Annotated in this window: 15 protein-coding genes and 1 pseudogene; 5 read left to right on the top strand and 11 right to left on the bottom strand. The window is 54.6% G+C overall.

Features of this window, described 5'->3' with window-relative positions:
• The first annotated feature begins 54 nt into the window (after window positions 1-54).
• Window positions 55-1,235: pseudogene (locus ACYZT1_RS08320) on the top strand (MFS transporter).
• Here ACYZT1_RS08320 and ACYZT1_RS08315 read toward each other — a convergent pair.
• Together ACYZT1_RS08315 and ACYZT1_RS08310 are read right to left on the bottom strand one after the other, a co-directional pair.
• Window positions 1,180-2,112, bottom strand: coding sequence for a DMT family transporter (locus tag ACYZT1_RS08315; RefSeq protein ID WP_462018500.1), 933 nt, complete (start codon window positions 2,110-2,112; stop codon window positions 1,180-1,182). The pseudogene ACYZT1_RS08320 and the gene ACYZT1_RS08315 sit on opposite strands and share 56 nt — an antisense overlap.
• Window positions 2,113-2,233: 121 nt before the next feature.
• The gene (locus tag ACYZT1_RS08310) at window positions 2,234-3,070 is read right to left on the bottom strand and encodes a CvfB family protein (protein ID WP_462018499.1); all 837 of its coding nucleotides are present in this window, start codon (window positions 3,068-3,070) and stop codon (window positions 2,234-2,236) included.
• Between the two features lie 351 nt (window positions 3,071-3,421).
• Here ACYZT1_RS08310 and ACYZT1_RS08305 point away from each other — a divergent pair, with 351 nt between their 5' ends.
• The 3 genes from ACYZT1_RS08305 (at window position 3,422) to ACYZT1_RS08295 (ending at window position 5,480) form a co-directional block, all read left to right on the top strand.
• Complete coding sequence (locus ACYZT1_RS08305) at window positions 3,422-3,610, top strand: hypothetical protein (protein WP_028621608.1); 189 nt, start codon at window positions 3,422-3,424, stop codon at window positions 3,608-3,610.
• Window positions 3,611-3,828: 218 nt separating this feature from the next.
• Window positions 3,829-4,545, top strand: a complete 717-nt coding sequence (locus ACYZT1_RS08300; protein WP_462018498.1) for a TorF family putative porin — start codon at window positions 3,829-3,831, stop codon at window positions 4,543-4,545.
• A gap of 65 nt (window positions 4,546-4,610) precedes the next feature.
• Window positions 4,611-5,480, top strand: a complete 870-nt coding sequence (locus ACYZT1_RS08295; RefSeq protein ID WP_462018497.1) for a DUF6279 family lipoprotein — start codon at window positions 4,611-4,613, stop codon at window positions 5,478-5,480.
• A gap of 90 nt (window positions 5,481-5,570) precedes the next feature.
• On the opposite strand, the gene ACYZT1_RS08290 is transcribed toward ACYZT1_RS08295, so the two are convergent.
• On the bottom strand, window positions 5,571-5,960 hold the full coding sequence (locus tag ACYZT1_RS08290) for a transcriptional regulator (protein WP_462018496.1): 390 nt from the start codon (window positions 5,958-5,960) through the stop codon (window positions 5,571-5,573).
• 176 nt (window positions 5,961-6,136) lie between these two features.
• Between ACYZT1_RS08290 and ACYZT1_RS08285 the strand changes: the two genes are divergently transcribed.
• Window positions 6,137-6,877, top strand: coding sequence for a DUF899 domain-containing protein (locus tag ACYZT1_RS08285; RefSeq protein WP_462018495.1), 741 nt, complete (start codon window positions 6,137-6,139; stop codon window positions 6,875-6,877).
• A 306-nt stretch (window positions 6,878-7,183) separates the two neighbouring features.
• Here ACYZT1_RS08285 and tnpC read toward each other — a convergent pair whose 3' ends face one another.
• The 8 genes from tnpC to ACYZT1_RS08245 form a co-directional block, all read right to left on the bottom strand.
• The gene (gene tnpC / locus ACYZT1_RS08280) at window positions 7,184-8,737 is read right to left on the bottom strand and encodes an IS66 family transposase (protein WP_462017779.1); all 1,554 of its coding nucleotides are present in this window, start codon (window positions 8,735-8,737) and stop codon (window positions 7,184-7,186) included.
• Window positions 8,738-8,754: 17 nt separating this feature from the next.
• Window positions 8,755-9,114 (bottom strand): IS66 family insertion sequence element accessory protein TnpB, encoded by a 360-nt coding sequence (gene tnpB, locus ACYZT1_RS08275; RefSeq protein ID WP_412041168.1) that lies wholly within the window; start codon window positions 9,112-9,114, stop codon window positions 8,755-8,757.
• A gap of 148 nt (window positions 9,115-9,262) precedes the next feature.
• Window positions 9,263-9,580, bottom strand: a complete 318-nt coding sequence (locus tag ACYZT1_RS08270; protein WP_462018494.1) for a hypothetical protein — start codon at window positions 9,578-9,580, stop codon at window positions 9,263-9,265.
• 4 nt (window positions 9,581-9,584) lie between these two features.
• A complete protein-coding gene (locus ACYZT1_RS08265) occupies window positions 9,585-9,824 on the bottom strand; it encodes a colicin E5-related ribonuclease (protein WP_462018493.1) in 240 nt (79 codons plus the stop codon).
• A 23-nt stretch (window positions 9,825-9,847) separates the two neighbouring features.
• Window positions 9,848-10,120, bottom strand: coding sequence for a hypothetical protein (locus ACYZT1_RS08260; RefSeq protein ID WP_098465496.1), 273 nt, complete (start codon window positions 10,118-10,120; stop codon window positions 9,848-9,850).
• Between the two features lie 376 nt (window positions 10,121-10,496).
• The gene (locus tag ACYZT1_RS08255; protein WP_462018492.1) at window positions 10,497-10,982 is read right to left on the bottom strand and encodes a hypothetical protein; all 486 of its coding nucleotides are present in this window, start codon (window positions 10,980-10,982) and stop codon (window positions 10,497-10,499) included.
• A gap of 520 nt (window positions 10,983-11,502) precedes the next feature.
• The gene (locus ACYZT1_RS08250) at window positions 11,503-11,772 is read right to left on the bottom strand and encodes a DUF6966 domain-containing protein (RefSeq protein ID WP_462018491.1); all 270 of its coding nucleotides are present in this window, start codon (window positions 11,770-11,772) and stop codon (window positions 11,503-11,505) included.
• Window positions 11,769-12,251: a hypothetical protein gene (locus ACYZT1_RS08245; RefSeq protein ID WP_462018490.1), complete on the bottom strand. Its 483-nt coding sequence runs from the start codon at window positions 12,249-12,251 to the stop codon at window positions 11,769-11,771. Before ACYZT1_RS08245 ends, ACYZT1_RS08250 begins: the two co-directional genes overlap by 4 nt.
• Window positions 12,252-12,788 lie beyond the last annotated feature (537 nt).

Genomic DNA, 12,788 nt, shown 5'->3' with positions numbered 1-12,788 from the left:
GAAAGTCAATCGACTCTAGCCTGACGGTCACTGATCATCCGCTGGAACCTGACCATGACTCCCTTGATTCGTTTATCAGCCTGCTTTATCGCTTTGATGATGGCCATGGGCATTGGGCGCTTTGCCCTGACGCCGCAGCTGCCGCACCTGCTCAGCGAAGGACAGATCGACCTCACCGCTGCCGGTTTGATCGCGGCCGCCAATTACCTGGGCTATTTCGTCGGCGCCGTGGATGCGATGTTCTCCCGCCGCCCCGAGCAGGTGCTCCGGCGGCTGCTGGGCGGCCTGTGGCTGTGCGTGTTGCTGACCCTGGCGTCGTTCTGGGCGAACGGGTTCTGGTCGCACATGATCCTGCGCTTCGGCACCGGCGTGGCCAGCGCCTGGGTGCTGGTAATGATTACTGCCCTGAGCCAGCCCCTCGCCGCTGCAGCCGGTCGCCCGCGACTGGGCGCATTGGTATTTGCCGGACCCGGTCTGGGGATCTTTCTGACAGGCTTGTTGGCACTGGCCTCCAACCTGATGGAGCAGACTTCGGCAACATTGTGGCTGGTGTATGCAACCGTGGGGCTGGTGATGCTATTAGGGATTTTGCCGTTCCTGCCGCGAACGGTGGCCACCCACTCCACCGCCCCTGGCACTGTCGGCACGGGCAATCACGGGATTGGCCGGTTAGGCCTGGTTTACGCGTTGTACGGCTTGGGCTACATCATTCCGGCTACCTTCCTGTCGCAGATGGCCAGTGCGCAGTTTCAGGGTCAATGGCAGGCGGATCTGTTCTGGCCGTGTTTTGGCCTGGCGTCAGCGATTGGCGTGGGGTTGGTCAGCTTGCGTCGACACAATCCGGATGCCACACGTCACTGGCTGATGGCGACATTGTGGCTGCAGGCGGCCGGTGTATTCGCGTGCCTTATGGGCAGCGGTGCGGGTCTTGCATTGGGCGTGATCCTTTGCGGGACGCCGTTTCTGGCCTGCATGCAACTGGTCATGCAACGGTCACGTGAGCTGGCGCCCCATTCCACTCAGCGTAATGCTGGTTTGCTGACTGCCTGCTTTGCTGTCGGCCAACTGAGTGGGCCGTTGCTGGCCGCGTTGAGCAGTCATTTCAGCGGCGGCTTGCACCCCGCTTTGATCGTTGCCGGCAGTGGTTTGCTGATCGCCGGCGGTGTGTCGCGGGTCCGGTCAAGTCTGCCCGAGGGCCTTGCGCAACCGACGGCGCACCCACTGCTCCGCGCTGACGAATGTGATGCCCAATAACACCAGCACTGCGCCGACGACGAAGTTGAGACTCAATTCCTCGTCGAGCAGCAGCACGCCAAAGGTCACACCGAACAACGGCGTCATGAACGAAAAAACGGCAAGGTTGGCCGCCAGGTAACGACGCAGCAACCAGAACCAGGTCAGATAACTGAAGAACGACACCACCAGCCCCTGAAACAGCACACTGGCCACCGCCACGGTAGTCAGGCTGACATGGGTGACCTGCCCGCTGAAAATCGCAATCAGCAGCAGGCCGACAAAACCGACCATCAACTGATAGAACAACGTCAGCGTCACTGGCGCTTCCGACAGCCGCGAGGCGCGCACCACCACGGTGGTTGCGCCCCACGCAGCGCCCGCCAGCACGCCGAGGGCATCGCCCATGAGCATGCGTCGATCAAGGTTATCCCACGAAACACCCCCCGCAAACGCGACCGCGATACCCACGAAGGCGAGGAAAATGCCTAGCCATTGCACCGGTCTCAACCGTTCGCTGGGCAGCAACCAGTGCACGCCCAACGCGGTGAAGATAGGCGCGGTGTAGAGAAACACCGACATGTGCGCGGCGGTGGTCAGTTGAAGGCCTTCGGATATGAAGAAGAATTCGAGACCGAACAGCGCACCAGCGAGCAGTCCGCCGTGCCAGGTATGACTGACCTGGTCCCATCCGCCTTTCCAGCAGATGAGCAGTCCTACCAGCAACGCTGAAATACCCGACCGAGCGGCCGCCTGCATCACCGGGGCAATGTCTGGCGCAGCCCATTTGATCATGACCTGCTGAACGCCCCAGACCAGACACAGGCCAACCATCACCTGCAGGGCGAATCCATCGGCGCTGCGCCGGGTGGCGGTCATGAAAAAACCTCGACGATACAATCCATGGCAGTGTGGCTCTCACTAAAAAAACAAAACCCCGCTTGGCGGGGCCCGTCGGGTTCAATTTGCTGACAACGTAACGTCGCTGTCCGTACAGCGGTCAGCTCAGTTCGATGCGATCGGCATGAATGACAATCTGGCCATTCTTGTACAACGCACCAATGGCCTTCTTGAAGTTGCCCTTGCTGACGCCAAACATGCTGCTGATGACGGTCGGATCGCTCTTGTCGCTCACCGGCAACGAACCATTGTTGTCGCGCAACCTGGCGAGGATCTTCGAGTTAAGGCTGGTGGCAGCTTCCTCACCGACCGGCTGCAGGCTCAGGCTGATCTTGCCATCGGCACGGACTTCCTTGATGAAGCCCTTCTCTTCTTTACCGGCGCGCATGAACTTGAAGATTTCGTTCTTGTGAATCAGGCCCCAGTGCTTGTTGTTGATGATCGCCTTGAAACCCATGTCGGTTGCTTCGGCGACCAGCAGGTCAACTTCCTGACCCGGCGTGTAACTGGCCGGAGTTTTGTCCAGGTAACGGTCCAGACGCGCCGTCGCTGTAATCCGTCGGGTGTGCTTGTCGAGGTAGACGTGCACCACGACGTACTCGCCAGCAGTCATCTGACGCTTTTCTTCGGAGTACGGCAGCAACAGATCCTTGGGCAAGCCCCAGTCGAGAAAAACACCGATGCTGTTGACTTCAACGACTTTCAAACTGGCGAATTCACCGACCTGCACTTTCGGCTTTTCAGTTGTTGCGATGAGTTTGTCATCGCTGTCCAGATAAATAAAAACGTTGAGCCAATCTTCATCTTCACTGGGAATATCTTTGGGAATATAACGATTGGGCAGCAGGATTTCGCCGTCCGCGCCGCCGTCCAGATATAAACCGAAGTTAGTGTGTTTAACTACTTGCAAACTGTTGTAGCGCCCGACTAAAGCCATTTCCAATACCCTCATTGCGTGGGCGGCATTCTACCCGGTTTTGCGCGCGGCGTTGACGGGTCAACCCGGTGGCAGACGAAAATCCTCGGCGAGCCACGGCTTGGCTGGGCTCTTGCGGTACGGTGATGGCCGCTCGTCAGACCAATTGATCAGTTATTGCGGGATAAAGGTGTCTGGCGAAGCACTTTGCATGGCCACTCTTCTGATTTAAAACAGCAGCTTAGGCGGAAAATTCCGATTATATCCTGCAGATAACCGTGCTTATGTGAAGCGTCTTCCAAGGGGATATTTGCCAAGCAATTGTCAAGTATTTCCTGTACTATGCTTGGCCAAGTTAATTTCTACAGGTTAATGGCCGCCATGCGTGTAAAAGCATCCACCAGCAAAGCAAAGCCAGCTCCAGCCGTTGAAACCAGCGAGTCGATCAACAACCAGATCGCTGCGTTCCTCAAGTCTGGCGGCGAGATCCAGCAAATTGCCAAAGGCGTCAGCGGCCAGACATTCGGCCCGTCCAAGCAGATCACTCTGGGCAAGAAATAAACCTCTTCAAGATCCCCGCGATCACTGGTCCCTAAGCGCTTTGAGCTTCGAAGCGCTTGCACTGGAACCTCTCACGAACACTCCCGCACTTACTACAGTTTTCCAAAAATCGACGAACGGCCATCAGCGCGGTGCAATCGTCGGTATGCTTTCGCACGTCTAGATCAAGCGTTTCAGCAGGTTTTCCTGGCCTGCGCTCGCCGTTCATGGAGTGACGCATGCTCAAACCTTCCTGCTTATTGCTCGGCGTTCTGCTGTCGTGTCCGGTCGCCAACGCGCAAATTTTTCAGCGCGAGCTGGGTGACTTCGACCTCAAACTCGGCACGACGCCCTCGCGCAGCATGGCCCAAGGGCTGGTCAAACCTGCCAGTACCGGTTCGTTCCACGGTGGACTCGATCTCAGCCACGGCAGCGGCTTTTACGTTGGCCAATGGTCGCCGAGCATGGGCCTGAGCCCCGGCAGTAACCTTGAGGTGGATTCCTACTTCGGTTTCAAACAGCCTTTCGATCACACGCTCGGTTACGAAGTCGGCATGATTCATTACAGCTACCCACACGTCGACACCCTCGACAGCCAGGAACTGTTCGGCGGTCTGACCTTGCTCGGCAGCCGATTCGGCGCCGCCTTCAGCAACGACCCGGACAAACAGAACAGCACCGTTTTCGCCGACCTCGGCGGCAATCAGCCGTTCGGCATCGGGATCAGCATGAAATACACCACTCATCAGCTCAACGCACCGGTATCGGTAGACGGCGGCTATATCGACAGCTTCACCGACTGGTCGGTGCAGCTTTCCCGGCCGTTCATGGGGGTCGACCTCAACCTGATCTACAGTGACTCGAGCCTGCGTGGCAGTGATTGTTCCGCCTACTCCGGGCACAACAGCCAATGCGATGGCCTGGTGACGCTCAAGGCCGAGCGCGCTTTTTTTTGATCGGCTGAACTGCCAGCCTCATCCTCCGATCACATGCAAACCTACGCTTTCGCAAGGACTCGCCCATGTCGCGCTGGTTAAAATGTCTCGCCGTTGTGCTCACCCTTAGCCTCGCCCTTGGCGGATGCAGCCGCGTCGGCCTGGCGTATCGCAATCTCGATGTGATCATCCCGTGGACGCTCAGTGATTACCTGAACATAAGCGGTGACCAGAAAGACTGGTTCAATGAGCGCCTCAAGGAGCACCTGAGCTGGCATTGCACCACGCAATTGCCCGGTTATCTGGACTGGCTCGACCGCTTGCAAACGATGGTCGAGACCAATCAGGTCACCGACGGTGCGCTGTTGGAGCGCACTCGCGAAGCCAAACACGCAATTGCGCAGACCGCCCGGGAAATCACACCCTCGGCGATCCAGTTATTGAAAGGGCTGGATGACCAGCAAGTCGCGGAAATGAACGAGGCGTTCGCCAAGGACCAGCGCAAGCGTCAGCAGGAATACGTCAAACCGTCATTGGCTGAGCAGATCAAGGATCGCAGCGAGCGCATGGAGAAACGCATGAACGACTGGCTTGGCCCGTTAAGCCCGTCTCAACAGCAACGAGTTGCAGCCTGGTCTGCCGCGTTGGGCGACCAGAACAGTCAATGGATCGCGAACCGTGCACATTGGCAGAATCAGTTCAGTGCAGCCGTTGCCCAGCGAGAAAGTGCAGAATTCCCACAACGAATCGAGACGCTTCTGGTGAATCGCGAGAGTTTATGGACACCGGCTTACCGCCAGGCTTTCGCCAATACAGAGGCTCAGGCGCGGGCATTGTTCGTGGATTTGATGGCGGAGAGCACGCCGGAGCAACGGCAGCAGTTGCTGAAGAAAATCGAAGGGGTGCGCAAGGATTTCAATGATTTAAAGTGTTTGAAAGCGGCGCAGCAGGGCTGAATATCAAAAGATCGCAGCCTTCGGTGCTCCACAGAGGTGGCGTTCGCTGTAGGCTGCCGAAGGCTGCGATCTTTTGCTGTCACCACCACATCAGGCAATCTGCGCCTTCGAAGCCACTTCATCAAATGTCACTTCGTCCAGCGCATCGTCCTGTTCATCCAGCACCTGCCGTGGATGATCATTACCCGGAATGCTGCTGTCGATCATGCTCAGCAGACTCGAACCCCTCGCCGTCAAAATGTAATTCGAGCCCGTCCCGCCCTGCTCCTCAGGTCGCGCTTCGATATAACCGCGTTCTACCAGCAGACTTTCATACTCGCCAGCCACCGCTTTCAAATGGTCCACGTTTTCAGTCCGCTCCCCCTCGGAGGCCTTCTCTGCCACGTACTGTTCAGCGTACGGTCGAGGCGTAAAGCTCGCGTCGCCTTTCTGCACTTCGTGCAACAAGCGCTCAATCAAATCCCAGTTGTAAGTCGTCATCCTGATTCAACCTCCAAAGCCTGTGAGTAAGATGGCTTTCATAGGTTGTGACCGGTGCGCTCGTAAGCCGTTCAGCCCGGCTTTTCGCAGCCGCTGACCGGCGGTATGTCGAATGACCCGGCGGTCGCGCGACTATGGGGTGTAAGTCACCTCCCAGCCTCCCGCAGGAGAAATCAATGAACATTCAGAACCATCCCGTTGTGTCCCGGGAAGAATGGCTCGCCGCCCGTGTACAACATCTCGCCCGCGAAAAGGCGTTTACCAAGGAGCGCGACAAACTCAGCGCCGAGCGCCGCGCCCTGCCCTGGGTGAAAATCGACAAGGACTACCATTTCCAGGGACCCAACGGTGAGCTGAAACTGGCCGATCTGTTCGGCGGCCGAAGCCAGTTAGTCATCTACCATTTCATGTATGGCAAAGGCTGGGATGAAGGCTGTCCCGGCTGCTCATTTTTAGCCGATCACATCGATGGGGCCAATTTGCACCTGGCCCATCACGACGTTGCAGTGGTGGTGGTTTCCCACACGCCCTATGCAGAGTTTCAGCCGTTCAAACGTCGCATGGGCTGGAAGTTTGATTGGCTGTCATCGGAGGGTTGCGACTTCAATTATGACTTTGGGGTTTCGTTCCGCGCAGAGGACGTTGCTGCCGGCAAAGCGACTTACAACTACGAAAAGTCGGAGGCAACCGAAGAAGAACTTCCCGGGTTGAGTGTGTTTTATCGCGGAGGGGATGGGGAAATTTTCCATACCTATTCCACTTATGCGCGGGGTCTGGATATGTTGGTCGGGGCTTATAACTATCTGGATCTGATGCCGAAGGGGCGTAATGAACGCGTGATTATGGACTGGATGACGTATCACGATCGGTATGAAGATGTGGCGCCGGGGAGTTGCTGTCATGGGAATAGCCGGTGAATGAACATGTGCAAGCGTGCTCCCGCAGGGTCCAGCCGGACCAATTCTGTGCGTAGACTAGAAATCTGCGGGAGCAGGCTTGCAGCACCCTACTCAGGCTTATTGCAAGTGAGAGCCTAGGAAAAGCAGTCCGGCCCACATAGTCAGAATAGAAACTAACTATGCAAGTCTTTATCAAGGCTACTGATTTTCCACGCCCCACCATTATGACCGTCCAAAGTAGGTTTTCATTTTTTAAAGAGCATGAGCGATGCCTACAGCGTATCCGATCCATGAAGCACACCTATCGCCAGGTGGGCCCCTCGTTTACCGTGGCATTTCCGGTGAGCAGTTCCACGGCAGCAAGGCTTCGTAGTCTTCCACCGACGAGGCATGCGGCAAGCGCTCAAGTACGTGGCGCAGCCACGTATAGGGCTCTTGGCCGTTGACTTTGGCGGTCTCGACCAAGCTATAGATCTGCGCACTGGCGATGGCGCCTTTGGGTGTATCGCTGAACAGCCAGGCCTTGCGCCCGATCACAAACGGCTTTATTGCACGCTCCGCCGCGTTGTTGTCGATAGGTAAAAAACCAGCTTCAACGTAACGCTCCAGCCGAAGCCAGTTGCTCGCCAGATAATTAACCGCTTTACCCAACACGCTTTGCGGTGTCACTTGGGACTGCGTTTTATCCAGCCAACTTTTCAACTGGGCGAGGATCGGCAAGCTCTTTTCCTGCCGACCGATAAATCGCTGCTCGTCGCTGACGTCTTTCAGCTCACGCTCGATGCCATACAGCTTGTTGATCATCGTCAGTGCGATATCGGCACGCCCGGTCTTGCCCTTGGGCTGCACTTTCTGTGCTTCCACGAATTTGCGACGTACATGAGCCATGCACGCCAGACGTTCCACGCCCGGTTGCAACGCCAGCGCGTTATAGCCTGCGTAATCGTCGGTCATGACATAGCCGCGATAACTTTCCAACAGACGCAGCGGTACGTCCTGCGCACGGCTGGAGGTGTAGTCGAACAGCACGACTTTGCGATCCGGCGGGCCGCTTGCTTGCACCCACATCCAGGATTGGCTGGTCGGGTCTCGATCCGGCTCTTTGAGTACCTGGACGCGGGTTTCATCGCAGTGGATGACCGGACTTTCCAGCAACCGCTCGCGCATCAGATTCAATAACGGTTGCAGATGTTCGCCGCACTGGATAATCCAGCGGGCCAGCGTTTGGCGCGGGATTTCTATGCCATGTCGGCTTAGCACCGTTTCAAAACGATGCAGCGGCAAGCCATCGACATACTTGGTGGTCAGCAGCATCGCCAACACGCTTGGACTGGCCATGCTCTTTTCGATTAATTGAGCGGGCTTGTCGGCGGTGACCGGCGCTGTTTCACAGCCACGGCAGCCGTAAACCTTGCGGATATGTTTGATCACGCGGATCTGCATCGGCACGATGTCCAGCTGTTCGCTGGTTTCTTCACTGATCACATGCTTGCGGCAACCGCAGGCACAGGTCAGTTCGTGTTCGGGCAGTTCGTGGATGACTTCGATACGCGGAAGATCAGCCGACAAGGGTTTGCGCTTACCACGGCGTAGAGTCGGAGCAACGACTTCTTCGTCAGCGTCGCCGACTGAAGGCATCGGCTCGCTTTCGGGCTCGTTGAACAGTGCCAGTTGCGGCGTGTTGAGCTCGACCGTCTGCTCGGACTTGCGCCCGAAGATACGGTCACGCAACAGCTTGATCTGTTCTTTCAGATCAACAATGTGGGTGGCGTAAGCGTCTTTGACTTCCTGCTCGCGCGAGCGTGCTTCGTAACTCTCAAGCAGCATCTGTTTGAGCAGTACGGGATCGTCAGGAAGGTTTTCGGGCAATGGTCGCATGCCCTGGATTATACCCGTCAGGCAACAAACCTTGGAGTCAAAACCTTGTGCGGGCGGTTGCGCCAGAGGTCAAACCCATCCAGTAACCAGTTCAGTTCTTGCACCGTCAGCACGATGGCCTCATCCAGTTCATCGGGTGAAGTTTTGAACCGCTCGGACTCCAGACGCTTGAGCCAAAGGCAGAAGCCGTTGCGCTCCCAATACAACACCTTGACGCGGTTGCGGTGGCGATTCAGAAAAACGAAAAGCACGGGGTCAAACACCGCGACTTTGATATCCAGTTCGACCAGCGCAGCCAGGCCGTCGATGGACTTTCGAAAGTCCACCGGTTTGGGGTAGAGGTACACTTTTTCAACACTGGCATTGGGACGCATCATGGTGATGGGCTCCTGATGGAAATCGGGAGCACAGCATCCGTTGTCAGCTATTCGCTTGGAATGTGGGGTTCGTGGAGCGGATACCCTACAGCTGATGACAAGGGCGCACCAGTAAAATTACAAATCCACTGCCTAAATTTATGCATCATCAGATGGTAACTAAAACAAATTCTAGGAATGTATTGCCGTTTGAAATCGAGTCAAGGAAGTGCCTAGCCGACTCTCTAGACAATGCTGGAAATTCCTCGCCAGCAATCACCGCCAAGGCAGAAAAATCCGCAATACAATTTAAGTCTGGGGTTCTTTTATCTCCTGCAATCTTAAACCCTTCAATTCCCAGAACGGCCGCATTGTGCTTGTCGCAATAATCCAGCAGCTTGCGGCCATCGCTTAAGTTAAACAAAGGCGTACTTCCCCAAACCCTAGTAGGTTCAGGACCATAACCTAGAAATACAAACTCATTCATTGGACTAGTCCCAAGGCGCGACCCAATTTTTATCATTTTTATCTGAAACCTGAACGATTGCACCCGTGCGGTCGTTTCGCACGACATAAGAACCATCTTTTGCCACATAACCCGTTGCAGGGTCGTTGAGCCGCGCGTTTGCTCCTGCTACAACTGCCTCCCGCCAACCGCCTATGTCTCCATGGTAAGACAGAGCATGAAACAGGTGGCCAGCCGACAGAAAAGCTTTGCAGCTGCAAGACACAACACTACCACTAGTTTAAACGCTTAGAGAGCAAGTTCCTGACGCACTTTCTCGGCTACCTCATCAATAATAAACCCAGGTCCAAATATAGTAAGACCCACGAATGTTTCTGACTCAATTTTAACTTTCTCGCCCATCAATTCAACCTCTGCGACCTCAATTTCTTGAGAGCCTCCAACCGCCCAGGACTTATCAAGCCCTACAGCACCAAGCCTGACTAAAACAATGTGCAGGGCGTTACGCAACACCGCATCGTATTCATCACCCAGTACTATTGAAGCAAATTCATCAGTCATATTTAAAAACCTAAATCCTTCCCGCCTGAACGACTTGCAGACTCAGTTATCTGCTCCCAGCTTTTGCCTTTAGCTCTCAGCCAATCAATAGATGGCCCAAGCTTGTCCCCATATACTCGCAAGTTTCGCTCATAAATCCCTGCAAGCTTATCAGGTGGTGTTAGATCCTTATATTGAACGCCTAACTCACGGCGTATCTGATGGAGTTGACGAGCGACTTGCTCTGGCGTTGCACCTGCTGCGCGCATACTGAGACTAATCTCTGACAAACTATTAACTTCATCGACATATGCTTGCCGTAGAGGTGGAAGCTTATCTACAGAACCAGTTGCTTTTGCACCGCTTCAACCCAGCAACAGGACGTTGCCTCTTATAATCACACACTAGAAAGCTTCCACAGTATCGCGTAAGGCAGCTCATCATCAACAATATCATGCAAGCGAAAATAATAAACAGCCAATGAACTTTCTAAGCCCTTATGAACAAATGCACCATCAGACATAACACGATAAGACGCGTACTCCATAAACTTCTCAGAACCAAGAGAGCTAAGAGCATTTTTAATCTGACTATAGGTCCCCCCCGCCCCAACCGGAAGCAACTCAGGCGGCGGCCGGCATACGGCCATGTCATCATGTTCAACATCCCTGTAGTAGGCTCTTCTAAATGCAGGCTCACTGCAAGCCCAGTAGAGGGATAGCAAACGAAGTTTTTCCTCTCCCTCATCAGAAAAAGCGTCAGCTAAAAAATACTGATCGTCTGAAATTTTGTATGCGCCGTCGTCCATAGCGATAACGCATTGCTCCCGTACATCAACGGCGTCCCCAACCTTTGACTTGCACAGCGATGACCATTCTTTCATCTTAAATACCTCAAGCCTATTGTGGCCATTTGAATATTCGGCCTTCGACCCTGCCAGCCTTAAGCGCACTCTCTGCGGCTGCTTTGGCCGATCCCTCCGGCATATTTTTAACAGAGTTTATGATCTCTGACTGCCAGGCCTGTAACTTTGAATCTGGCAAGGACGTCGGATAGCTTCCGCCGGGAGCACGATACTTGGCGTCCCAGACGATCACCGATCGCGATGATGGATCATACGTAATGTAATCTGCACCTGGGAGTGACGCTTTCCCAGGTCCGGAAATTGGTGTTTGCCCCGATTCAATAGCCTGACTCCAGCCACGAGCCTCCCCAATTGCACCGTTTAACTCAGAATATGGGCTGCGTCCGTTATTAACCTTTGCAAGAACTTCTGGCTCGGCCTGATTTATTACTTTGGGGCTCGTCTCCAAAACATTCCTTTCAACCAGCGTGCCTGCATCTGAGTCAGTCAGCGCACTAGTTGCATTGGGATTTTTAGAGACAGTAGCTTTTGCACCTACTCATCGACAGATTATATACAACTCAGACCGCAACTCATCAAACTTCTTATTCTCCTCCTTTAAAAGCTCTCCATTGTGATAGAGCACAATATCGCTCAAGGAACCACTACCACCATACATTCGTAGCACCGTACTATATAAAACAGACGCTTCGGACTCAGCATAGCTACCGACTCGGCGCAAGCCTTCAGCCCAGTCCCGAATGCCGGCCATATCGAGCAGGGTTGCCATTTCCTCAAGGATCAACACAGCACTCTCATACTGATTCATTTTAACGGCCTCGCTTCCAAGACATTTACCCCTTCAATCGCCCAAGGTTTGACTACCACGATCTGTTCCGTTCCACCGACATAAAAGCCTTCCTGAACACCTACCTTACCCACATAAACTTTCGTCCCAGCTGGAATTTTAACCGCAAATGAAGTGTCAATCGGAGACTTTGCACCGCCCGGCCATACAGGTAACACTGCTTTATCAATACGAGTTTGTATAATGCCGTCAGGTTTTTCTTGGCTAAAAAATTGCCCTAACGGTCTGTCAGCAGTACCTGCACGGTACAGAACAGTATCATTTTGCAGCACTACCTCTTTATAAGCCCCACCGGAGAACGTTCCTGCTAGGTCATCGGCAAGTGGGCCAGGTTTTACGGCTGAGTACTCGCCGTGAGGAATTCCTAAAGTTGGCCGTATGACATTTCTATCGACTAAAGCCCCAGCTTCAGCGTCCGTCAGGTGGCTGCTCGAATTCAAGTTGTTTGGTATCGATCCTTTTGCACCAACAGTATCACCCGACGCGATTTTCGTTGTCTATACGCGCAACGCCAGACGTGGCAAGGCCTGCGCGCCGGTCGGCTCAGGTGATGCGCGCTCGCTGAATAAAACAACCCCGACGCGGGTTTTGAGCCCGTCACAGCACACCCTGGACGACCCCAACCAGCCGACGACAAAAAGCCCCTGGCAGTTCGGTGGCGAAGCCATCGGACGGCCAGGGGCCAACAAGCGCAGCGCGTTAGGCTTCGGGGTTCAAAGGGGTTTCCCCTTTGGTACGGTCGATTGGTTACGAATGGCGCAGCTCATTTGTAAACAGTCGGTAACGTGCCTCTCCAAAATGCCTGTGGACTCTACCCCGGAGGGAAATTGCTCTGAGTTGCTCTGCGTTGCTCTAAATCGATCTAAGTCGCTCTAAATTGATCTGATTTGCTCTAAGTCTCTCTAATTTGCACTAATCCAACGGGGTATCGGGGCGCAGCCCTGATCAGGGTTTTGGGGGCACCGACTGCGTGCAGG

The organism is Pseudomonas sp. PB3P13, from assembly GCF_054897735.1.
Note: the sequence above shows the minus strand (reverse complement) of the source record. Positions and strands in the feature narration are given on the sequence as shown.